Here is a 22,403-nt window from a genome sequence, read left to right on the forward strand (position 1 = left end):
GGTTTCTCCTCGATGACGAACGTTCCGATCGCCTCTTGAGCTTGCGTGATCAGGCTCGGGCGAACGCAGTTAGGAACGTCGCTTCCGTGCGAGGACCTTGGTCCCGGGACCCGTGACCGCAAGGCTTTGGCGGGAACGCTGCCAGTGCCGTGAGCCAGTTCCGCCCGTTCAGTGTGCGGTGGACGGAAGCCCGCGAACTCTCCCGCTCCCTCAACGTTGCGCGCTGCGGCGTTCGAAGTTCAGGGACCAACGTCCTCATCGGTCAGGCCCGTGGGGAGGGACGAAGCCGCCCAGTCGGGCGCGGGTCTGCGCGGCGATCTCCACGTCCTCCCGCGCCTCGACGACCCAGACCTCAACAGCCGAACCGCTCGCGCTGATGCTGCTGTCCCGCGAGAGTTCGGAGTTGCGTGCCGCGTCCAGGCTGATGCCGAGGAAAGCGAGACCGGCAGCGGTGTCCGCCCGCAATGCCGCGTCGTGCTCTCCCACGCCACCGGTGAACACGAGCACGTCGATGCCACCCAGTGACGCCACCATTGCGGCGATGCTCTGACGTAGGCGATGCACGTACACCTGCAGCGCGAGAATCGCATGCTCGTCGCCGTTCTCCGCAGCCTTGCGCACATCCCGCAGGTCACCGCCGACCTCGGACAGGCCGGCGAGTCCGGAGTGGTGTTCCAGGCCGTCCTCGAGGTCGTCCAGGGTCAGTCCGGCACGCTGCAACCACACCAGCAGACCGGGGTCGACGTCACCGCTGCGCGTGGCCATCACCAGGCCTGCCAACGGTGTGAAGCCCATCGTCGTGTCGACCGAACGTCCGTCGGCGACAGCGGCGAGCGACGCCCCGGAGCCGAGGTGGCAGCTCACCACGCGAGCGCCGGGCTTGCCCGCGAGTTCGGTTGCCCGGCGCGAGGCGTAGGCGTGTGACAGGCCGTGGAAGCCGTACCTGCGCAGGTCCCACTTGCGCCGCCACGCGGCGGGCACGGCGTAGGTCGTGGCGGCCGCGGGCATCGTGGTGTGGAACGCGGTGTCGAAACAGGCGACCTGCGGCAGGTCGGGCAACAACTGCCTGGCCGCGTCGATGCCGGCGAGCGCGCGGGGCTGGTGCAGTGGCGCCAAACCGGTGAGCGCCTCGATCTTGGCGCGGACGTCGTCGTCGATCGCGGTCGCGCTGGTGAACTCGGAACCGCCGTGCACGACGCGATGCCCGACCGCGTCCACGGACGGCGCACTGCCGAGGAACTCCTCCAGCGGGCCTGTTTCGTCGCCGCCGGACCAGCGTTCGACGTGGGTCTCGGCGAGGACGGTGTCGTCCTCGCCGAGGACGCGGAGCTTGAGGCTGGAGGAGCCGGCGTTCACGACGAGAATGTTCATTGCCAGGTCCAGTCGCGGATCTCGGGCATGTCCTCGCCGTGTTCGCGGATCCAGTTGTGGTGGCGGGTGCGCTGGTCCTGCATGTGCTGGCGCAGCCGGGCCGCCTTGGGGCCGAGGCCGGGGACGCGGTCGACGACGTCGATCACCAGCCGGTAGCGGTCCATGTCGTTGAGCACCAGCATGTCGAACGGTGTCGTGGTGGTGCCTTCTTCCTTGTAGCCGCGGACGTGCAGGTTGTGGTGGTTGGTGCGCCGGTAGGTCAGGCGGTGGATCAGCCACGGGTAGCCGTGGTAGGCGAAGATGACGGGCTTGTCGGTGGTGAACAGCGCGTCGAACTCGCGGTCCGGCATGCCGTGCGGGTGCTCGGTGTCGGGTTGCAGGCGCATCAGGTCCACGACGTTGACGACGCGGACCCGCAGTGAGGGCAGGTGTTCGCGGAGGAGCTTGGTCGCGGCGAGAACTTCGACGGTGGGGGCGTCGCCGGCACACGCCAGCACGACGTCCGGTTCCTCGATGCTGTCGTCGTTGCTCGCCCACTCCCAGATACCGGCGCCACGGGCGCAGTGCAGGATCGCCTCGTCGACGTCGAGCCAGTCGGGGGTCTCGTTCTTGCCGGCCACGATGACGTTGACGTAGTCCTTGCCGCGCAGGCAGTGGTCCGCGACGGACAGCAGCGTGTTCGTGTCCGGCGGGAGGTAGACGCGGACCACTTCGGCCTTCTTGTTCATCACGTGGTCGATGAAGCCGGGGTCCTGGTGTGAGAAGCCGTTGTGGTCCTGGCGCCACACGTGCGAGCTGAGCAGGTAGTTCAGCGACGCGACCGGCCTGCGCCACTCCAGCTTCTTGTGCGTCTTGAGCCACTTGGCGTGCTGGTTGAACATCGAGTCGATGATGTGGATGAACGCCTCGTAGCAGTTGAACAAGCCGTGCCTGCCAGTGAGCAGATAGCCCTCCAGCATGCCCTGGCACAGGTGCTCCGACAGCACCTCCACCACGCGGCCGTCGTGCACCAGGTGCTCGTCGACGGGCAAGGTCTCGGCCTGCCACTGCTTTCCGGTCACGTCGTAGACGGCGTCGAGCCGGTTGGACGCCGTCTCGTCGGGACCGAAGATCCGGAACGAGCGCGCGTCGGCGTTGAGCGAGATGACGTCGCGCAACATCCGGCCGAGCACCCTGGTCGGCTCGGAGTGCGTGGTGCCGTGCTTCACGACCTCCGCCGCGTGCGCGCGGATGCCCGGCATCCTCAGTTCGCGCAACAACAGTCCGCCGTTGGCGTGCGGGGTCGCGCCCATCCGGTGCTCACCGGCCGGTGCCAGCGCGGCCAGCTCCGGCCGCGGTGCTCCGTCGTCGTCGAAGAGTTCGGCCGGCCGGTAGCTCTGCAGCCAGGTCTCCAGCTGCCGCAGGTGGTCCGGGTTGTCGCGCACACCCGCCAGCGGCACCTGATGCGAGCGCCAGGTGTTCTCGACCGGCACACCGTCCACTTCGGACGGACCGGTCCAGCCCTTGGGGCTGCGCAGCACGATCATCGGCCAGCGCGGCCGATCCTCCGAGGCTTTGACGCGGTGGATCTCGTCCACGATCTGGTCGAGCACCTCGGCCATGCGGGCGTGCATCGCCTTGGGTTCGTCGCCCTCGACGTAGAACGGCGTGTAGCCGTAGCCGCGCAACAACGCGTCCAGCTCGTCGTGCGGGATCCGCGAGAGCAGGCTGGGGTTGGCGATCTTGTAGCCGTTGAGGTGCAGGATCGGCAGCACCGCGCCGTCGCGCTGAGGGTTGAGGAACTTGTTGGCGTGCCAGCTGGCCGCGAGCGGTCCGGTCTCGGCCTCGCCGTCACCGACCACGCACGCCACGATCAGGCCGGGGTTGTCGAAAGCGGCGCCGAACGCGTGCGCGAGCGAGTAGCCGAGTTCGCCGCCCTCGTGGATGGAGCCGGGCACCTCGGGCGCGACGTGGCTGGGGACGCCGCCGGGGAAGGAGAACTGCCGGAACAGCTTCCGCATGCCTTCCGCGTCGCGCGGCACGTCCGGGTAGGTCTCGCTGTAGGTGCCTTCCAGCCACGTGTTGGCCAGCAGCGCGGGGCCGCCGTGGCCGGGGCCGGTCACGAACATCATGTCGAGGTCGCGCTCCCGGATGATCCGGTTGAGGTGCGCGTAGACGAAGTTGAGGCCCGGCGTCGTGCCCCAGTGGCCCAGGAGGCGTGGCTTGATGTGCTCCGGTGCCAGCGGTTCGGTCAGCAGCGGGTTGTCCATCAGGTAGATCTGGCCGGCCGACAGGTAGTTGGCGGCTCGCCAGTACGCGTCGACGAGCTCCAGGTCTGCGTTCGGCATCTCGCGCTCCTCACTCGGGTTGGTGCCTTCCACGCTGCCGTCCGGATCGATCACGGGACAGGGCATCGGGTCCGCGCGAACCGGGACTGAAGTCCCTGGGTGCCCGGATCAGTGGACGGGGACACCGCCGGTCTCGGCGTTGTGCCTAAGCCTGGGGATCGGTGAAGGTCACCCGGATCTCGGAGGAGAGCAGCGTGCGACGTTCGCCGTAGGGGTGCGCGGTGAACGACCACACGACCTTGCCGAAACCCGGCGTGGCGAAGTCGAGGAAGTCACGCGGCTCGCACGGAACCCACTTCACCACCGGCCGCCAGAACTTGCCGACCGCACCAGCCGAGTGCGCTCACGGGGGCCTTCCACGTGGTCACCGGATTGGCGTCGACCAGCAGGTGGTCGGTGCGGCCGAACTCAAGCCTGGAGGCGAACCGGTCGGCGAGGACCGGGGATGGCGGTGCGGCCATGGTGTGCCTCCAGAACCGGTTGGTGCACAACGAGAACAGGGCACGGCGCGTGGTGGAGCGCGGCTCTGGTGACGGTACCGCTCTCGTGCGTGTCACCGGAACCGACGACGATCAGGTCGGTGTCCGTGCACCTCGCGATCGCCTCGTGCGGCTGCGCGCGGACCAGCACCGCGTGGTGCCGGATCCCGTCGAGTGCCGCGGCAGCGCGGGCGAGCACGTACGTGTGGTCCGTGTCCACGCCGCACCGGACCGGGGGCTCTGGCGCGGCGTGGAGGACCCGCAGTGCCGCGTCACGTCGCCGGGCGAAGCCGGCGGCGTGACGCAGCACTCGTCCATCACCGGGACCACCGCTGACCAGAGCGGTGACGTGGCGGTGCTGGGCGTCGACGGCAGTGGGTGTCCCGCGTACGACCACCGTGTCGCAGCCCGTAGCGGCCAGCAGCGGCATGACGTGGCCACCCAGGCCCAGCGCCGAGTTCCCCGGACCCCGGTGGCCGACGACCACGAGCTGGGCTCGGAAGTCGTCCTGCGGGTGGTGGATCTCGAGGCCTGTGCCGACGAGCTGGGCGTAGGCGGCTGCCCACCTCAAGGCGTTCTCGTCACGTCCGGCACCGTCTTGGATGATCACCACTGGGTCCATGCACTGACAATGGTTCGTCTCGTCCGTCTGGAGCAGAGCGGGAAGAGTCCACCGAGCCGGGACCAAAGTCCCGTCGTCACAGGGCCTGCCGTCCGGACCCGGCGCCGCTGCGTCGGCGAACTAGCACCCTGCGTGATCCTTGGAGTCCATCAGGAGTGCGGCCACGGAGCGCCTCGGTGTGGCAGGGACCGGCGTGCTGAACCCCAGCCGCAGCACGGTCTGCGGGACGAGCATCCCGCCGAGTGAGCGTCGCAGTTCCTCGCGGACGGGCCGCACCTCGACCGGCTGGGACAGGAACGACGCGGACAGCCCGTGCGTGGTCGCGGTGAGCAGCACGCGTTGCAACGCCTGGCCTGCCTGCAGTTCGCTGAGCGGCCCGTCGTAGAACGAGCAGAGCACCACGACGAGAGGGTCCGACTCGTAGTCCTTGCCGGGGTGGCGTTCGGGGGCCTGGAAGTCGCGGAACGCCCACTCGTCCTGCAGTTCCGGCCGGATCCCCGCCGAGGCGGGTGGCACGCCGTCGACCGCGTCTGGCCGGTGGCCGGTGAAGGCCGCCAGCTCCGCCTGCACGGCGGTGTCGTCCAGCTGGACCCGGTGTGCCTGCTGGACGAATCGCTTGAGCTGGGCCCGGCCCTCGGGGGTCGTGATCACGTGCAGCCACGACCGTTCGAGCTCGGCGGCCCGCACCAGGGCGTGCCGTTGGCGAGGGTCGACGTGGGCCTCGTGGAACGGCTTGCGGTTGGTGCGCCGGTGGGGAACCGCGTCTAGCAGTGCGCGGTTCTCGTCGTCGGGCTTGATCGTGCCGCCCTTGCGCACGATCGCGAGCGCGCCGGGTGCGTCCTGACCGGGCAGCATCGTCACGAGAGGGCGAACTCCCATGTCCTGCAGCGCCAGCCGCATGTTGTACAGCGCGGCGCCGCACGACAGCCGCAGCTCGCGGTCTTCGGGGTCGGTCGCCTCCAGCCTGCGGGAGGTGTCCGGGTGCAGCTCGATGCCGTCGGGCCGGACCCGGAAGCGCCAGGGCTGGGTGTTGTGCACCGACGGCGCGAGCGAGGCCGCCGTCAGCACCTGCTCGACCTGCTCAGGTCCCAGTCCCAGCGCCGCAGTCACCTCGGCCATGTCGTTCACCCCATCGTGTTGCCGGTGGAACTCCTCGTCGCTCCACTTTGTGCGCAACCGCTGAGTGGTCCCAGCGTCGAAGGTCCCGACCTGGCAGGGACCGCTTGGCGCGGTCACGACCTCGTGAAAGGCTTGATCCATGGTCGACCCACAGGATCCACCGGCACGCAGCCTGCTCGGCGGGCTGCGCCTGGACGATCTGCTCGACGAGATGCGCGACCGGCTCGCCGAGATCGGGTCCACGAGGGACAAGATGCAGAGCCTGCTCGACGCGGTGCTCGCGGTCGGCGCCGGTCTGGAGCTGGATTCCACCCTGCAACGCATCGTCCAGGCGGCCGTGGAGCTCGTGGGCGCCCGCTACGGCGCACTGGGCGTGCTCGGCTCGCGGCACAACCTCTCGCAGTTCGTCTACGTCGGCATCGGCCCCGAGACCCGCGCCCACATGGGCCACCTGCCAGAGGGCAAGGGCCTGCTCGGGCTGCTGATCAAGGACCCGAGGGCGATCCGGTTGCACGACCTGTCCGAGCACGCGGCGTCGGTGGGCTTTCCGGCCAACCACCCGCCGATGCACAGCTTCCTCGGTGCTCCGGTGCGGGTGCGTGACGAGGTGTTCGGCAACCTGTACATGACCGAGAAGCGCGGCGGCGGCGACTTCACCGCCGACGACGAGGTCGTGCTGGAGGCGCTGGCCGCGGCGGCCGGCGTCGCGGTGGAGAACGCCCGCCTGTTCGAACGGTCCCGGATGCGCGAGCGCTGGCTCGAAGCGACGGCGGAGATCAACGCCCAGCTCCTCGCCGGCGCGACCGCCGAGGACGCGTTGCTGTTGATCGTGCAGCGAGCGGTCGAGCTGTCGTCCGCGTCGTGGGCGGCGGTGGTGCTTCGCGACGGGAACGAACTCCGCAGGGCGGCGCACGCCGGAAACGTCGCTGTTCCCGACACCTTCGCGGCCGACGCGCCGGTGCTCGCGCAGGTGCTGGAGACGGCCGCACCAGCGCTGATCGAGGACGTCGCCGGCCAGCTCGGCGATCTACCCGCGCAGACGGGAGCCGCGGTGGTGCTGCCGCTGCGGGCAGGCACGACGGTGACCGGTGTCCTGCTCGCCGTCAGGGACAAGGACGCGGCCCCGTTCGGGGCGGACCTGATGCCGTTGCTGGCGTCGTTCGCCGACCAGGCCGTGGTCGCGATCGAGTTCGCCGAGAACCAAAGCGCGAAGCGCCTGGTGGACGTGCTGGAGGACCGCGACCGGATCGCCCGCGACCTGCACGACCACGTGATCCAGCGGCTGTTCGCCACCGGCATGAGCCTGCAGGGCGCGTTGACCTGGGTGACCCACCCGGAGGCCCGCAGGAGGGTGACGAAAGCGGTCAACCAGCTCGACCAGACCGTGCTGGAGATCCGCACGTCGATCTTCGACCTGCAGGCGGACTCCGGCGACACCGGGCTGCGGCGCAAGCTGCTCAACGCCGTCGCCGAGCTCACCGAGGACGGCGAGCTGAGCCCTGCGGTGCGGATGTCCGGCACCATCGACAGCCTGGTGCCCGACTACATCGGCGAGCACGCCGAAGCGGTCGTTCGCGAGACCGTCAGCAACGCGCTGCGCCACGCTCACGCGACCGAGCTGACGCTCACCGTCGAGGCAGGCGACGCGCTGATCATCACGATGGTCGACAACGGCCTGGGCATGCCGCCCGACGTCGCGCGCAGCGGCCTGCGCAACCTCGAACACCGCGCGGCGGAGTTGAACGGCGCGCTCACCGTCGGCGAAGAGCCTGGTGGCGGCACACGGGTGACGTGGCGGGTTCCGCTGGACTAGCCGGTCTCGTTGTCGTGGGTGGGCTTGCGCAGCTGCGAGGCCAGCACGGCGGCCTGGGTGCGCCGCTCGAGGCCGAGCTTCGCGAGCAGGTGCGAGACGTAGTTCTTCACGGTCTTCTCCGCGAGGAACATCTTGTCCGCGATCTGCCGGTTCGTCAGGCCGTCACCGATGTGGTCGAACACGGTGCGCTCCTGCTCCGTGAGCGCGCGGACCGGATCGCCCTGTTCGCGCTCGCGGCGGATGCGGTTCAGCAGCGCGGCGGTCGATCGGGCGTCCAGAAGGGACTGTCCGGCGGCGACGGTCTTCACGGCGGTCGTGAGATCGGTGCCGAGGATGCGCTTGAGCACGAACCCCGACGCACCGGCCATGATCGCGTCGAACAACGCCTCGTCGTCGGTGAACGACGTGAGCATGAGGACGTTCAGCTCGGGCATGCGCGAACGCAGCTCGCGGCACAGCTCGATGCCGTTGCCGTCGGGCAGCCGCACGTCGAGCACCGCGACGTCGGGGTTGGTCGCCGGGACCATCGTGAGCGCCTCGGTCACCGAGGCGGCCTCGCCCACGACCTCCAGGTCAGGGGAGGCGCTGAGCAGCTCCCTGATGCCGACCCTGACGATCTCGTGGTCATCCACCAGGAAAACTCGCGACACCACCGCAACCACCTTCTCTCGATCGTTCCGCGATCACGATCTCTCAGCCGACCGGCGGTACACAGGGACCAAAGACCCTGTCACCGGGAATCGAGGCTCCTCCGGATCCGGTCGAACTCCTCGGTGTCGATGTCGCCCCGGGCCAGCCGTTCCCTCAGTATGCGGGCCTCCGAGCCGGTGTGCGGGGATCGGCGCAGCAGCACGACCACCAACGCGACCAGCCCGCCCCAGAACACCAGCATGGTCAGCGCCATCATCGAGAATCCGCCCCATCCCATCGGGGTGCCGTAGTACCAGGTCATCGTCATCGCCTCCATCGTCGTGTCCAGGTTCTCCCCGTCGACCCGGCCGCGCGGAGAGTCCAAGTGCCCGATCCCGGTGAGCACGTCTGCTCTGTCCGCGCGGTGTGCCGCGGCGGAATCGTCGAGGCATGCGATGGAACCCAGCGGAGTCCGCGGAAATCGTCGACGCGGCCGGCAAAGCGCCCGTGTACAGCGCGGACCGCCCGTGGGCGCTGGAGCTGCACGGCCGTTCGGTCTACCTCTTCGAGACAGGGCAGCGGTCCGAGCACGACCCGCTCGGCCTCGATCGGCTGCTCTCGTGCGGCGCCGCCCTGGAACACGTCGTGCTGGCCGTCCGGCAGGCCGGTTGGCATCCGCACGTCGTGTTCCCGACCGACCAGGCCAGCCCCGACCTGCTCGCCGTCGTCCGTGCGGACCGCCGCGAGCCACCGGATCCGCAGGACCTCGACCTGCACCGTGCGATCCGCCTCGCTGACGCGTCCAGTGCTGGTGACGCCCACGCGTTCGGGCGGGCGAACCACTGGGCGGGCACGGAGCTGCGTGCACTGACCGGCCACGAGCTCGTCGTGATCACCACCGGTGACCGGCGCCCGGACCACGTCCGGGGCGGGGCGGCCCTGCAAGCCGCGGTGCTGGCCGGCCGCAGCGCCGGAGTGGCGGTGCGACCGGTGGTGCACCTGGTGCACCGGCAGCAGTGGCGGGCGGGTCTGATCGAACGGCACGAGCTCGCCGGCTTCCCGCAGGCGCTGGCGATCGTCGGTGCCAAGGGCCCGGTCGGCACGGGACCAACGACAGCGTTCGCGGGTCGTTCCGATTCCTAGCGTTGAGGTCGGAAGGGAGTTCCGCCATGCGTGCTCGCGACATCATGACCAGCCCGGTGATCACCGTGACACCGGCCGTACCGCTCAAGGGCGCGGCCGCGTTGATGGTCTCGCACGGGTTCACCGCGCTTCCCGTCGTCGACGACGACAAGCGCCTCGTCGGCATCATCACCGAGGCCGACCTGGTGCGCGGCAAGTACCTCGAAGACACCGGCACCGTCGTCGCCGACGTGATGACCACTCCCGCCGTGGCGATGGACGCCGCCGCACCCGCCGAGATGCTGGCTCGCGTCATGATCGACGACCGCCGGCGGTGCGTTCCGATCGTCGACGGCTCGACCGTGATCGGCGTCGTCACCCGCCGCGATCTGGTCCGGGTGCTCGCCAGGGCCGACACGACGGTGGCCGCGGAAGTCCAGCGTGTCCTGGACATGTACGGCGGCGGTCGCAAGTGGACGGTCACGGTCCACGAGGGCGAGGCCGTGATCGGCGCCGTCACCACCGACGAGGAAACCGAACGGGTCCTCGTCGCACTCGCCGACGCGGTGCCGGGAGTGCTCCGGACCCGCGTTCTGACTGGAGGACAACGATGAAAGCCCCATCCGCCCCGATCGTGGCCGGCGTCGACGGCTCCGCCTCGGCCCTGCTCGCCGTGACCTGGGCCGCGCAGGAGTGCGCCCGGCACAAGGTGCCGCTGCGGCTCGTGCACGCCTACGTGCTGCCGACTCGCGGCTACCCCGAGATCATCCTCACCGGCAACGAGATCCGCCAGGCCATCGAGCAACTGGGCCGCGACAAGCTGGACGAGGCCACCGCGGCCGCGCAGGCGGCGGCGCCCGACGTCGAGGTGACAACCGAGATGGCGTGCTGCGGCTCCACCACGCTGCTGATCGAGGAGTCGAAGTCCGCACGGCTCGTCGTGGTCGGCTCGCAGGGCCTCGGCACCGTGACCGGCATGATCGTCGGCTCCACCGCCCTCGCGCTGGCGGCACACGGCAAGAGCCCCGTCGTCGTGGTGCGCGGCACATCCGTGCCCGATGGGCCTGTTGTCGTCGGCGTCGACGGTTCTCCGACGAGTGAGGCCGCTCTGGCGTTCGCGTTCGAGACGGCGTCGATGCGCGATGCGCAGCTCACCGTCGTGATGTGCTGGACCGACTTCATGGTGGAGAGCGCGTACAGCGCGTCGCGGTTCACCATCGACTGGGGTCAGGTCGAGGCCGACGAACGCAGGCTGCTGGCGCAGCGCCTCGCCGGGTGGCAGGAGAAGTACCCGGACGTGCAGGTGCATCCGGTGGTCGTGCGCGATCGGCCCGTACGGGCGTTGATGCGGTACGGGGCTGAGGCTCAGCTCGTGGTGGTGGGTAGCCACGGGCACGGCGGGTTCGCCGGAATGTTGCTCGGCTCGACGAGTCAGGCGCTCGTCTACAACGCGCCGTGCCCGTTGGCGATCGTGCGACCCGACTAGACGGCGTACTTCAGCCGGTCGTGGTCGGCGGAATGACCACGACCGGGCACTCGGCGCGGCGCAGGCAGTTCGCGGCGACGCCGTGCGAAGGAATTCGCGGACGGCTCCGCGCCCCGCGTGCCGATCACCAGCAGCGCGGCTTGCTTCGAGGCGTCGGTCAGGTGGTCCGCCGCGTCACCCAGGACGACGTCCAGCGCGCACCTGCTGCATGGTGTCGTGAAGTTCCCGGGCGGGAGCGGTGGTGTGGTGCTGTTCCTCGTGATCACCCGCGCGGCGGCCGAGTGGCTCGGCGGCGGGGGAGTGGTGGCCGCAGGCGCACTGGGAGGGCTGGCTGACGCGCACGCCGCGGCGATCGCGGCCGCTTCGCTTGCGCCACAGGCGATTTCGGTGCACATCGCGGTGCTGGCGTGCGGCGCGGCGCTGGCCACGAACACGGTGGTGAAACTCGTGCTGGCCACGGTGGCCGGCGGACCGCGGTTCGCGCTGAGGCTCGCCGCGTGGCTCGCGCCCGTGATCGTCGCGGTCGGGCTGGGCATGGCCTGGTAGGCCGGGGCCGAAGGTCCCGAACGGCGCGGGACCGCGGGCACTCACCGGCCGCGGCGCGGACCGCGAGGCTGAAGTACATGAGTGAGAACGAGTCCCGGCCCGTGGTGGTCGGAGTTGATGGATCACCCGCCTCGCTGGCGGCGTTGCGGTGGGCCGTTGAGGATGCTCGGCGGCGCGGGTGTCCGGTCGACGTGATCACGGCGTGGCACCCGGACTACGGCGGGATGATCGGCCCGGTGCCCGCCGAGGTGCTGATGGCGATGTCGCCGCAGGCGATGAAGGACACGGCGCAGAAAGTCCTCGACGGTGCGGCGCACGGGTTCGAGGGCGTGGAGATCCGCCGGATCCTGGTCGAGGGCGACCCCAGGGACGCGCTCACCAAGGCGTCGGAGGACGCGGAGCTGCTGGTGGTCGGCAGTCGTGGGCACAACACGGTGGTCGAGGTCATCCTCGGCTCGGTCAGCTCGTACTGCGTGCACCACACGTCGTGCCCGGTCGTCGTGATCCGCGAGCCGAAAATCAAGAAAGAGCACACGCTCGTTGCTGCGGCTGCACCGCTCACGCCTGGACCGCTGCTGTGAACGCGGCGGCGTTGCTGACGGACGGCTCGGTCGTCACGGTGCGCGAACTGGGACCGGACGACGTCTCGGCACTGCTCGCACTGCACCGCGGACTGCCGATCGAGGACCAGTACCTGAGGTTCTTCAGCACGTCGCCACGACAGCTGGAGGACTTCGTCGAGCGGATGGTCTCGCCGGACGCCCCGCACCACGTGGTGCTCGGTGCGTTCCGCGACGACCGGCTGCTGGGGGCGGCGAGCTACGTGGTGGTGCGCGAGACGGACTTCGCGGAGGTCGCGCTGGTCGTGTCGCACGCCGAGCAGGCTCACGGCGTCGGCACGCTGCTGCTGGAGCACCTGGCATCGCTGGCGCGCAGCCGCGGGGTGCGGCGGTTCACCGCCGACGTGCTCACCATCAACGGCCGGATGCTGCGCGTGTTCACCAGCATGGGTCTCGTCACCTCGATCGTGCCCGATGGCGAGGTCATCTACGTCGAGCTCGTCCTCGAGCCCGGCGACCACTACCTCGACGTGATGAGCGAACGGGAGTCGCGTGCCGACGTCGCGAGCCTGACGCACGTGTTGCGTCCCACCTCGATCGCCGTGATCGGTGCCGGCCGCTCGCCCGGCTCGGTGGGCCACGTGGTGCTGCAGAACCTCGTCGAGGGCGGCTTCACCGGCGACCTGTACGCGGTCAACCCGCACGCGAAGTCCGTGGCGGGCGTCGACTGCCACGCCTCGGTGAACGCACTGCCGGAGGCGCCCGAGCTGGCGGTGCTGTGCGTGCCGGCGCAGGCAGTTCCCGCCGTCGCAGAGGAATGCGGCCGCCGGGGCGTGCGGGCACTGGTCGTCATCTCGTCCGGCGTCGACGCCGAAGAACTGCTGAACGCGGTTCGTGCACACGGCATGCGGCTCGTCGGGCCGAACTGCCTCGGTGTGTCGACCAGCTCGTCGGGTGTGCGGATGAACGCCACGTTCGCCGCACACAGCACGCTCGCGGGCCACATCGGGCTGATCACTCAGTCCGGCGGCATCGCGATCGGCGTGCAGGAGGAGCTGCGCCGGCTCGGTCTCGGGCTGTCGAACCTCGTCTCCACCGGCGACAAGCTCGACATCAGCAGCAACGACCTGCTGATGTGGTGGGAGCACGACCAGGACACCCGGATCATCGCGCTGTACCTCGAGTCCTTCGGCAACCCGCGCAAGTTCGCCCGCATCGCCCGCCGCGTCGCCGCGACCAAACCGGTGCTCGCCATCCGCGCCGCCACCAGCGAAGCCGGCCAGCGCGCCGCCGCCTCGCACACCGCCGCGACCGCGACACCGTCGGTCACCAGGGACGCGCTGTTCCGGCAGGCGGGCGTGATCGCGGTCGACAGCGTGCCGGAGCTGACCGACGCCGTGATGGCCCTGAGCTGGCAGCCGCTCCCGAGTGGACGGTCGGTCGCGGTGCTGAGCAACGCCGGCGGACTCGGCGTGCTGGCCGCGGACGCCTGCGTGCGTCAAGGCCTGCGCATGGCGGTACTCGGCGACGAGACCCGCAAGGCGTTGGCGCAGCTGGTCCCGCAGACGGCCAGCCCGCAGAACCCGGTCGACACCACCGCGGTCGTCGACGAGGAGATCTTCGCCCGCTGCCTGGACATCATCGGCGCGGACCCGGCGGTCGACTCGGTGATCACCGTGACGGTGCCTACCGCACTCGGTGACCCCACCGGTGGCGTGCACAACGTCGACGGCAAACCGGTGCTGGCCGTGCGGACTGGCCAAACCGAGCGGCTCGCAGGTGACGTGCCCTGCTACGCCGAACCCGCCCGCGCCGCCGCGGCACTGGCGCGGCTGGTCGAACGGGCGGACTGGCTGGCTCGCCCGAGGGAGTTCGCCCGGCTGAACCGGATCGACTTCGACGCCGCGAAGGCGATCGTGACCGACCGGCAGGGCTGGCTGCCTCCGGACGACGTGATGGCGCTGCTGAACACGTTCGGCCTCCCGGTGCTGGGCGGAACGCTCGCGACGACCGCGGAGCACGCGGTGGCGGCGCAACTGGCCTACGACGCCCCGGTCGCACTCAAAGCGGTGGCCGACGACCTGCTGCACAAGAGCAAGGGAGGCGGCGTGGAACTCGGAGTCACCGACGCGGGCGGTGTGGCGGAAGCCTTCCGCGCGTTCCAGGAACGCTTCGGCGACCGGTTGCGGGGCGTGTTCGTGCAGCCGATGGCCTCAGGTGGTCGAGAGCTGTTGGTCGGTGTTGTCACGGACGAGAAGTTCGGACCGCTCGTGGTCACGGGCCTCGGCGGCGTGGACACCGATCTGTTCGACGATCGCGCCGCGGCTCTCGCGCCACTGTCCACAACGGACGCCGACGACCTGCTGCACGGTTTCCGCGCCGCGGGCCACCTGCTCGCCGGCACCGACCAGGAAGCGGTACGGGAAGTACTGCTCCGCGTCGCCGAACTGGCCGGCGCACTGCCCGAGGTCGTCGAGCTCGACATCAACCCCCTGGTGCTGACGGACACGGGATGCGTCGTCGTCGACGCGCGAGTGCGCGTCGCACCGGCCCGGCACGCCGACCCGTTCCTGCGCCGCCTGCGCACCAGCTGACAACGCGAACCAGAGGAGAAAAGCCATGAGCACCAAGCCGATCGTGGTGGGCATCGACGGAACGCCCGCGTCGGACCGAGCGCTGGAGTGGGCACTGGACGAGGCGGTCGTGCGGGGATGTCCGTTGCACGTCGTCCACGCCTGGACCTTCGAGGCGCTCGCCGACTGGACCGAGACCACCGAACAACGCGTGCTGGCCGAGTCGGAGGCCCTGATCGAGAAGACGGTGCGGAAGGCGTCGGAACAGCGCCAGGACCTGCCCGAGATCGTCCGCAAGAGCCTGCGCGGCGACGCGGCCGAGACGCTCGAGAAGGCCTCGGAGGGCGCCGCGATGCTGGTCGTCGCCTCGCACACCGGGCACCGGATCCGCCAGCTCGTGCTGGGCTCGACGAGCATGCACGTCGTGCGGCACGCGCACGCACCCATCGTCGTCATCCCGGTGAACGACCGCGAGCTCGCGGGGACCGCGCGATGAAGGCCGCCGACGCGATGGTCCGGCCGCTCGTCACGGTCGGACCGCGTGACTTCGCCCGCCACGCCGGCGGCCTGATGGACGACTTCGGCCTGACGATGCTGCCCGTCGTCGACCAGCGCGGGTTCCGGGGCGTGGTGACGAGAGTGGACGTGATGCGAGGCAAGGAAGGTGTGCAATCACCTTTCGTGCGGCAGGTGATGTCGCAGCCGGTGCTCGTGGCCGCGCGGGACACGCCGGTGGAGACCGTCTTCGACGCGATGACTCGCTATGAGGTGTTGTGCGCGCCCGTGCTCGACGACGGGCAGGTTGTCGGCATGGTCACCAGGCTCTCGATCCTCCAGGCGATCACCCGGAACAACCACCTGCACGTGGAGGCAGGCCGTGCCGCTGTCCACAGCTGACCGCGAGGACGTCGCCCACCACGGACTGCCGGTGGCCGAGGTCGTCCTGATCGCGGAGACGGACGAGGCCGCCGGCCTGTCCACGGTCCAGTGGCGGGACCGTCTGGCCGCCCTCGGGCCGAACGAGCTGCCCGCCCAGCGCGGGCAGAGCTGGGTGGTGCGGCTGCTCGGACAGCTGCACCACCCGCTCATCTACGTGCTGCTGGTGGCCGCGGGCATCACCGCCGCGCTGGGCGAGATCGTGGACGCGTCCGTGGTGTTCGGCGTCGTCGTGGTCAACGCCGTCATCGGGTTCATCCAGGAGGCGCGTGCCGAACGCGCATTGGACGCCCTGACGGCGATGGTGCGCACCGAGGTGACGGTCGTGCGCGACGGCCTCACCGCACGGGTCCCGTCCGCGGAACTCGTGCCAGGTGACCTGGTCGTGCTGGAGGCGGGCGACCAGGTCGGCGCGGATCTCCGGCTCGTCACCACGAAGGAGCTGCGCGTCGACGAGTCGGCGTTGACCGGGGAGTCCCTGCCGGTGGCGAAAAGCCCGGTGGAGTTGCCCTCGGACACCGCGCTGGCCGACCGCACCAACATGGCCTACTCCGGCACGCTCGTGACCGCCGGCGGCGGGCGCGGTGTCGTGGTCGCGACCGCCGCGGACACCGAGATCGGCCGCGTGCACCGGCTGGTCAGCACGACCACCACCGTGCAGACACCGTTGACCCGCAAACTCGCGCGCTTCAGCCAGATCCTGACCGTGGTGATCCTCGCGCTCGCGGCGTTCAGCGTCGTGGTCGGAGTGCTGCGCGGCGAACCGCTCGCGGAGATGGTCACCGCGGCTGTCGCACTCGCCGTCGGCGCGATCCCGGAAGGCTTGCCCGCCGCGGTCACCGTGACGCTGGCCATCGGCGTGGCGCGGATGGCGAAGCGCAACGCGATCATCCGCAGGTTGCCCGCCGTCGAGACGTTGGGCAGCACCACGGTCATCTGCACGGACAAGACGGGAACGCTGACCGCCAACGCGATGACGGTCAACGCGGTCGTGGTGGGAAGCACGCGTCATGAGCTGTCTGGCATTGGCTACGAGCCCACCGGCGCTGTCACGCCTGAAGTCACCCCTCCGTTGCGTGAGTGCCTGCTCGCGGGTCTTGCGTGCAACGACGCGCGGATCGTCGAAGATGGCGGACGCTGGCTCCCCGTCGGCGATCCGACCGAGGCCGCGCTCGTCGTGGCGGCGCGGAAAGCAGGCCTGGACCACACCGACGTGCCGGAACGGGTGGACGTGCTGCCGTTCAGCTCGGAACGGATGTTCATGGCGACCCGGCACGCCAACGACGTCGTCTACGTCAAGGGCGCGGTCGAACGGATCCTCGCCCTCGCGGGGCTCGACCACCATCCCGAAGCCGAGGAACTGTCCGCCGCCGGTCTGCGGGTGCTGGCCATCGGCCGCGCGGCAGGCGTGGAGCTGTCCGAGGAAGGCTTGCGGGGCAACGTGGTTCTGCTCGGCCTGGTCGCGATGCACGACCCGGCCCGGCCAGAGGCGATCGAAGCCGTGCGTGCCTGCCAGGCCGCGGGCATCGAGGTCAAGATGATCACCGGAGACCACCCGGCCACCGCCCGTGCCATCGCGGCGGAGTTCGGCATCACCGACGTCCACGCCCGCGTCGCACCCGAGGAGAAACTGCGGCTGGTCAAGGAGATCCAGGCCGGTGGCGAGGTCGTCGCGATGACCGGCGACGGCGTGAACGACGCGCCTGCGTTGCGGCGCGCGGACATCGGCGTGGCCATGGGCAAGGGCGGCACCGAGGTCGCCAAGCAGGCCGCGGACATGGTGCTGACCGACGACAACTTCGCCTCGATCCGCGCCGCCGTCGAGGAAGGCCGCGCGGTCTTCGACAACCTGCGCAAGTTCATCATCTGGACGTTGCCCACCAACATGGCAGAGGGCCTGGTGATCCTGACGGCGATCCTGCTCGGCGCGGCACTGCCGATCCTGCCGGTGCAGATCCTGTGGATCAACATGACCACCGCGGTCGCGTTGGGACTGACGCTGGCGTTCGAACCGCGCGAGGCGGACGTGATGAGCCGTCCGCCGCTGCCGCCATCACTCCCGTTGCTGACCCGGCGGCTCGTCGGCCGGATCGTGTTCGTGTCGGCGATCCTGCTCGCGTGCTCGTTCGGCGCGTTCCGCTGGCAGCTCGCTTCCGGCGCCACGCTGGAGGTCGCGCGGACGGTGGCGGTCAACGTCTTCGTCGGCGCCCAGATCGCCTACCTGGTCAACTGCCGCTCGCTGGAGAAGTGGCGGCCGAGCACCGGACCGAACCGGTGGCTGTGGGTAGGAGTCGCGCTGACCGTCGGATTGCAGCTGCTGCTCACCTACGTGCCGTTCATGAACGACCTCTTCCACACCGCACCGCTCGGGTGGCAGCCGTGGCTGGTGGTCTTCATGCTGAGTGCGGCGGCGTACGTCGTCGTGGAGCTGGAGAAGTGGCGGCAGCGTCACGGGAAAGGCAGTTGATGGCCAAGCTGGGACGCGAGGTGTACGAGCAGGAGCTGTTGCGGTTGCAGACCGAGCTGGTGAAGCTGCAGGAGTGGGTGAAGGCCGCCGGCGCCCGGCTCGTGGTGGCGTTCGAGGGCAGGGACGCGGCGGGCAAGGGCTCGGCGATCAAACGGATCACCGAGCACCTCAACCCGCGCGTCGCCCGGATCGTCGCGTTGCCCGCACCCAGCGAACGTGAACGCACCCAGTGGTACTTCCAGCGCTACGTGGCACATCTGCCGGCCGCGGGCGAGATCGTGCTGCTGGACCGCAGCTGGTACAACCGCGCGGGCGTCGAACGCGTGATGGGCTACTGCACGCCGGAGGAGCACAGGTTGTTCCTCCGGCAGTGCCCCCAGTTCGAACGGATGCTCGTTGAGGACGGTGTCCTGCTGCGCAAGTACTGGTTCTCGGTCAGCGACGCCGAGCAGGAGCGCCGCTTCCGCAAGCGGCTCGACGACCCGTTGAAGCGCTGGAAGCTCTCGCCGATGGATCTCGAGTCGTTGACGCGCTGGGAGGACTACTCGCGCGCCAAGGACGAGATGATGGTGCACACCGACATCGAAGAATCACCCTGGTACGCGGTCGAAGGCGACGACAAGCGACGGGCGCGGATCAACATGATCGCCCACCTGCTCAGCACGATCGACTACCACGAGGTCACCGCGCCGAAGATCAAGATGCCCGCGCGGCCACCGTCCAGCGGCTACCAGCGCACGGCCCGCGCTCTGCAGCGAGAGGTGCCGGATCACGCCGCCAAACTGGCGTGAACATCCGAGAAGAAGCACTTGGGCTCAGTCCGGCGAGACCAGGGACTCATCGGTGACGAGACCAAGGTCCCTGGGGTCCACCGCCTCCACCCGGAAGTCTTGACGGTGGAGGTGGACCATGTCCGCGAACACGATGGCCCGACTGGTCCGCAGGGCTTTCCCCGGACGCAACCCGCTCGCCACGTTCGGCGACCGGATCGAGGGTGCGGTGCTCGCACTGGCGGTCGTGGTGGCGTTGCTCGCCGTCCCAGTGGCCGCAGCGGTCGGCTCGGAGATCTACGCGACGCACGAGTCACGCGTCGAGGTCGAGCAGGGGAGCCGGACGCAGGTGAACGCAGTGCTCGTGGAGGACGCGCCCTCGATGGACGGTGCGGACAGCAGCGAAGCCCTGGTCGAGACGACCGACGCCATCGCGGCCTGGCGCACGCCTGACGGCCTTGAGCGGAAGGGCGTCGTTCGAGCGCCCTACGGCGCCGAGACCGGCACGACCCTGCGAATCTGGGTCGATCTCAGCGGTGAGCCGGCTGAGCCTCCCATGACGAACCAGGGCGCCGCGTTCAACGCGATCTTCAGCGCACTGCTGCTGTGGGGACTGATCGCGGGCTCGACGGCGCTGTTGTCCGGACTGGTGAGGCTCGCGTGCATGAGGGTTCGTCTGCGCTGGTGGCAGCTCGAATGGGAGCTGACCGCGCCGGACTGGACCGGGCGTTGAGACGGGTCACCGTTCCTGTTGGACATTCGAACGTCGTCGTGGCCGGTGTGGACGGATCCGAGTCCTCGTTGCGCGCGGTCCGCTGGGCGGCTGAGGAGGCGGTTCGGCGAGGCGCGGAACTACGCCTCGTCCACGCGGAACTGCCACTGCCCGCGGGCGTCCCGGACGCTTCCGGCACGGCCCGCAGGGCACTGCACGACGAGGCCATGGCGTGGATGCACGACGCCGCCGCGGCCGTGAAGAAGATCGCTCCTGCTCTCGACTTCGAGACGCGCGTCGAGGTGACCGCGGAGGCCTGGTTGCTGGAGCAGGAGTCGGAGACGGCGGCGGTCCTGGTGGTCGGCTCCCGCGGTCTCGGTGGCTTCACCGGTCTGCCTCTCGGCTCCGTCGCCATCGCACTGTCGTCCAGCTCGAGATGCCCGGTAGTCATCGTCAGAGGCGAGGAGTGCACCCCGGACGCACCTGTGATCGCCGGCGTGGACGGTGCTCCGGAGAACTGGCTGGTCGTGGACCGCGCGTTCGAGGAGGCTGCCGCTCGCGGCACCTCGCTGGTGGCGGTGCACGCCTGGACCCCGCCGTTCGGGGACGAGGACTTCGCCGCGTCGGTCGGGATCCGCTGGTCCGAGCTCGGCGCTGTCCGCGAGTCACGAGTGGCGCAACGGCTCGCCGCCTGTGCGCACCGCCATCCTGACGTTCTCGTCGAGCAGTACGTGCTGCACGGATCTCCAGCGGCACGACTCGTGGAGTTCGGTGCGTGCGCTTCGCTGCTCGTCGTCGGGTTGCACGGAGGAGGCCGGCCCAGTGGCATGGAGCTGGGTGCGACGAGCCACGCCGTGATGCAGTTCGCACCGTGCCCGGTTCTCCTCGTGCGGCCTGGGCTGACCGAGCAGGTCGGGCACACGCGCCGCGTCGTCTGACTCCCCGTGGACCAAGCGAAAGGGCGCCGCGTCGGCGGCGCCCTTGCTCACTTCTCTTGTTCTTCAGCGCAGCCAAGGGTTCGCCCTGACGATCGGCAGGTCGTTCCACCAGCGCGCCAGGCCCCACGTGACGCCGGACGCGGTGGCCGCGAGGACGATCAGCACCAGGGCGTACACGACGTGGTAGTCGATGAGCGGGTTGGTCGACATCGTCGCCTCGCCGGTCGAGGTGTGCCGCGCCGGCGGCCATTCCGCGGCCCACATGAGCGCCATCATCACCGCGCCGCTGACGGCCGCGATCCGCATGCCGATGCCGAGCACCAGCGCCACGCCGACCGCGAGCAGACCGGCCATGAACAGCACGTCGGCCCACCAGGCTCCGGCGATGTCGTGGAACAACGACTCGAACGGTCCGACGGCGACCCGGCTGAGAAATCCCTTCGTGGGCGAGCCTCCCGAGAACCACGCGTTCTTGGGCTGGGTGGCATAGCCGAGACCGAACGCCTTGTCGACGAACGCCCAGAGGAACAGCAGCCCGGTCACGATGCGCAACACCGCGAGAGGCACGGCACCCGTTTCGGTCCGGGTGCGGGCAGGAGCGTGAACAGCGGACATCTTTACCTCCCAGGAAGTTCTTTTGGTCGGAGTCTCGTCAGGAACATCGCCCGCGAACGCGGCCCTTGGTCCCGACCCAGCCGGGACGTGCTGACCGGCGCGGTGCTTTCGGCGATGTTCGCGCTGCTCGGAGTGGTCGCTTCGGGCTACGGTGTGCAGGCGGCACTGCGACCGCACGGCGAGGACCTGTTCGGGACTGGACCAGTGGCTGCTGGACGTCTCGCCGTTCGCGCACGTGCCGCACAGGCTGAGGGAGAACTGATGAAGCACGCAGGACAGCAGGAGATCGCCAACGTCGTGGTCGATGCCGGTGATCAGACCTCGCCGGATGCCAAGCAGTACGCGCACGACCGAATCGCTCCGCTCGCCAGGTTCGCACCCGAACCGACGAACTACGCACACGTCCGCATCGCGAACCCCGGCCCGCGCACCGTCGAGGTGCATGCGAACCTCGACGTCAACGGCACCCACGTGGTGGCACAGGCGGAGGCGAAGACCGTCACCGAGGCGGTCGACGCCGTCCGGGACCACCTGCACCGCCAGCTGCTGAAGATGCACAACTGAGGAGTCAGCGCGCCGCGACCAGCCGCTGGGCGATCGCGTACGCCCAGCGGTCGATCTCGTCCCAGTCCCGGAAGTCGCCTGCCATCGGGCCCGTCGCCATCTTCTTGGCGATGAAGCCGGTCGCGGTCTCCGGCGTGAGTCTGCCGCCGAAGGCGACGGGTTCCTCCGCACCGATGCGTGCGGCGATCTCACGCACCTTGCGCGGCGCTCGCCGCGGCGTGAGATCAGTGCCGAGCGGACCGCTGTGGAAGAGCCACAACGGCCGGGTGTGCAGGAGCTTCTCGTTGCGGGTCAGCAGCTTCACGGCTTCCCGCCGCCACCTGCCCGCGTACAGCGATCGCGTCCGCGATGTCCCTGGTAGCGCCCATCTTGGTCGCGTAGGCGACGAGGATCTCAGTCATACCAACACCATCGTTGCGCTGCTCGAGCGCGGACAGAGCCCTTGTGCTCAGCGGCGACGGGACGCCTCCGGATTGGACGACAGCGAAGGGGCGGCGACGCGGTTCGGTTCGATCGTGACAATCTGCATCCGCGCGCCGCCGCCGTTCTCCAGCCTCCTCAAGGGTTTCTCCGCGCAACAGGGCCTTCTGGCCCCCATGCGGCGGTGCATTTCGGTTCTGGCGCTAACGTGCCTGTCGCAACAACAACCGCCGTTCGGCCGATCCGATCGCCGCCCTGGCGGCAGGCACCGCGTCCGGGTTGACCGAGATCGAGCTGATGCCGAACTCCACGAGCTTCTCGGCGAACTCCGGC

At 69.7% G+C, this 22,403-nt stretch carries 23 protein-coding genes; 14 read left to right on the forward strand and 9 right to left on the reverse strand.

What is annotated here, in order from left to right; genetic code table 11:
* Positions 1 to 255: 255 nt before the first annotated feature.
* The 5 genes from SK803_RS28850 to SK803_RS28870 all read right to left on the reverse strand — a co-directional run bounded on the left by SK803_RS28850 (position 256) and on the right by SK803_RS28870 (position 5,918).
* Complete coding sequence (locus SK803_RS28850; protein WP_319969267.1) at positions 256 to 1,371, reverse strand: acetate/propionate family kinase; 1,116 nt, start codon at positions 1,369 to 1,371, stop codon at positions 256 to 258.
* On the reverse strand, positions 1,368 to 3,698 hold the full coding sequence (locus tag SK803_RS28855) for a phosphoketolase family protein (protein ID WP_319969268.1): 2,331 nt from the start codon (positions 3,696 to 3,698) through the stop codon (positions 1,368 to 1,370). The genes SK803_RS28850 and SK803_RS28855 overlap by 4 nt, the downstream gene beginning before the upstream one ends.
* A gap of 145 nt (positions 3,699 to 3,843) precedes the next feature.
* Entirely contained in the window at positions 3,844 to 3,999 is a 156-nt protein-coding gene (locus tag SK803_RS28860) for a hypothetical protein (RefSeq protein WP_319969269.1), read from the reverse strand.
* A gap of 107 nt (positions 4,000 to 4,106) precedes the next feature.
* The gene (locus tag SK803_RS28865) at positions 4,107 to 4,799 is read right to left on the reverse strand and encodes a universal stress protein (RefSeq protein ID WP_319969270.1); all 693 of its coding nucleotides are present in this window, start codon (positions 4,797 to 4,799) and stop codon (positions 4,107 to 4,109) included.
* Between the two features lie 120 nt (positions 4,800 to 4,919).
* Complete coding sequence (locus SK803_RS28870) at positions 4,920 to 5,918, reverse strand: Acg family FMN-binding oxidoreductase (protein WP_319969271.1); 999 nt, start codon at positions 5,916 to 5,918, stop codon at positions 4,920 to 4,922.
* A 139-nt stretch (positions 5,919 to 6,057) separates the two neighbouring features.
* Between SK803_RS28870 and SK803_RS28875 the strand changes: the two genes are divergently transcribed.
* Complete coding sequence (locus tag SK803_RS28875) at positions 6,058 to 7,731, forward strand: sensor histidine kinase (RefSeq protein WP_319969272.1); 1,674 nt, start codon at positions 6,058 to 6,060, stop codon at positions 7,729 to 7,731.
* On the opposite strand, the gene SK803_RS28880 is transcribed toward SK803_RS28875, so the two are convergent.
* Together SK803_RS28880 and SK803_RS28885 are read right to left on the reverse strand one after the other, a co-directional pair.
* A complete protein-coding gene (locus SK803_RS28880; protein WP_319969273.1) occupies positions 7,728 to 8,384 on the reverse strand; it encodes a response regulator transcription factor in 657 nt (218 codons plus the stop codon). The two genes, SK803_RS28875 and SK803_RS28880, sit on opposite strands and share 4 nt — an antisense overlap.
* 77 nt (positions 8,385 to 8,461) lie before the next feature.
* The gene (locus tag SK803_RS28885; protein WP_319969274.1) at positions 8,462 to 8,767 is read right to left on the reverse strand and encodes an SHOCT domain-containing protein; all 306 of its coding nucleotides are present in this window, start codon (positions 8,765 to 8,767) and stop codon (positions 8,462 to 8,464) included.
* Between the two features lie 44 nt (positions 8,768 to 8,811).
* On the opposite strand from SK803_RS28885, the gene SK803_RS28890 reads away from it, so the two are divergent.
* The 12 genes from SK803_RS28890 (at position 8,812) to SK803_RS28945 (ending at position 20,471) form a co-directional block, all read left to right on the forward strand.
* Positions 8,812 to 9,504, forward strand: a complete 693-nt coding sequence (locus SK803_RS28890) for a hypothetical protein (RefSeq protein ID WP_319969275.1) — start codon at positions 8,812 to 8,814, stop codon at positions 9,502 to 9,504.
* 26 nt (positions 9,505 to 9,530) lie between these two features.
* On the forward strand, positions 9,531 to 10,097 hold the full coding sequence (locus SK803_RS28895) for a CBS domain-containing protein (protein WP_319969276.1): 567 nt from the start codon (positions 9,531 to 9,533) through the stop codon (positions 10,095 to 10,097).
* Complete coding sequence (locus SK803_RS28900; RefSeq protein WP_319969277.1) at positions 10,094 to 10,969, forward strand: universal stress protein; 876 nt, start codon at positions 10,094 to 10,096, stop codon at positions 10,967 to 10,969. Before SK803_RS28895 ends, SK803_RS28900 begins: the two co-directional genes overlap by 4 nt.
* Positions 10,970 to 11,185: 216 nt before the next feature.
* Positions 11,186 to 11,515 (forward strand): DUF4010 domain-containing protein, encoded by a 330-nt coding sequence (locus SK803_RS28905; protein WP_319969278.1) that lies wholly within the window; start codon positions 11,186 to 11,188, stop codon positions 11,513 to 11,515.
* A gap of 77 nt (positions 11,516 to 11,592) precedes the next feature.
* On the forward strand, positions 11,593 to 12,096 hold the full coding sequence (locus SK803_RS28910; RefSeq protein WP_319969279.1) for a universal stress protein: 504 nt from the start codon (positions 11,593 to 11,595) through the stop codon (positions 12,094 to 12,096).
* Positions 12,093 to 14,669, forward strand: coding sequence for a bifunctional acetate--CoA ligase family protein/GNAT family N-acetyltransferase (locus SK803_RS28915; protein WP_319969280.1), 2,577 nt, complete (start codon positions 12,093 to 12,095; stop codon positions 14,667 to 14,669). Before SK803_RS28910 ends, SK803_RS28915 begins: the two co-directional genes overlap by 4 nt.
* A gap of 25 nt (positions 14,670 to 14,694) precedes the next feature.
* Positions 14,695 to 15,144, forward strand: coding sequence for a universal stress protein (locus SK803_RS28920; protein ID WP_319969281.1), 450 nt, complete (start codon positions 14,695 to 14,697; stop codon positions 15,142 to 15,144).
* Positions 15,141 to 15,545, forward strand: coding sequence for a CBS domain-containing protein (locus SK803_RS28925; protein WP_319969282.1), 405 nt, complete (start codon positions 15,141 to 15,143; stop codon positions 15,543 to 15,545). The genes SK803_RS28920 and SK803_RS28925 overlap by 4 nt, the downstream gene beginning before the upstream one ends.
* On the forward strand, positions 15,526 to 18,051 hold the full coding sequence (locus tag SK803_RS28930) for a cation-translocating P-type ATPase (protein ID WP_319969283.1): 2,526 nt from the start codon (positions 15,526 to 15,528) through the stop codon (positions 18,049 to 18,051). The genes SK803_RS28925 and SK803_RS28930 overlap by 20 nt, the downstream gene beginning before the upstream one ends.
* Positions 18,051 to 18,842 (forward strand): polyphosphate kinase 2, encoded by a 792-nt coding sequence (gene ppk2, locus SK803_RS28935; protein ID WP_319969284.1) that lies wholly within the window; start codon positions 18,051 to 18,053, stop codon positions 18,840 to 18,842. Before SK803_RS28930 ends, ppk2 begins: the two co-directional genes overlap by 1 nt.
* 118 nt (positions 18,843 to 18,960) lie before the next feature.
* The gene (locus SK803_RS28940) at positions 18,961 to 19,554 is read left to right on the forward strand and encodes an Rv1733c family protein (RefSeq protein ID WP_319969285.1); all 594 of its coding nucleotides are present in this window, start codon (positions 18,961 to 18,963) and stop codon (positions 19,552 to 19,554) included.
* A complete protein-coding gene (locus tag SK803_RS28945) occupies positions 19,518 to 20,471 on the forward strand; it encodes a universal stress protein (RefSeq protein WP_319969286.1) in 954 nt (317 codons plus the stop codon). The genes SK803_RS28940 and SK803_RS28945 overlap by 37 nt, the downstream gene beginning before the upstream one ends.
* Positions 20,472 to 20,534: 63 nt before the next feature.
* Here SK803_RS28945 and SK803_RS28950 read toward each other — a convergent pair whose 3' ends face one another.
* A complete protein-coding gene (locus tag SK803_RS28950) occupies positions 20,535 to 21,086 on the reverse strand; it encodes a DoxX family membrane protein (RefSeq protein ID WP_319969287.1) in 552 nt (183 codons plus the stop codon).
* A 261-nt stretch (positions 21,087 to 21,347) separates the two neighbouring features.
* Between SK803_RS28950 and SK803_RS28955 the strand changes: the two genes are divergently transcribed.
* Positions 21,348 to 21,650, forward strand: a complete 303-nt coding sequence (locus tag SK803_RS28955; RefSeq protein ID WP_319969288.1) for an HPF/RaiA family ribosome-associated protein — start codon at positions 21,348 to 21,350, stop codon at positions 21,648 to 21,650.
* 4 nt (positions 21,651 to 21,654) lie between these two features.
* Here the strand turns inward: SK803_RS28955 and SK803_RS28960 are convergent, their stop codons facing one another.
* Complete coding sequence (locus SK803_RS28960) at positions 21,655 to 21,954, reverse strand: hypothetical protein (RefSeq protein WP_319969289.1); 300 nt, start codon at positions 21,952 to 21,954, stop codon at positions 21,655 to 21,657.
* Between the last annotated feature and the right edge of the window lie 449 nt (positions 21,955 to 22,403).

Source organism: Lentzea miocenica, from assembly GCF_033949945.1.
In the GTDB taxonomy this organism is placed as follows: domain Bacteria; phylum Actinomycetota; class Actinomycetes; order Mycobacteriales; family Pseudonocardiaceae; genus Lentzea; species Lentzea miocenica.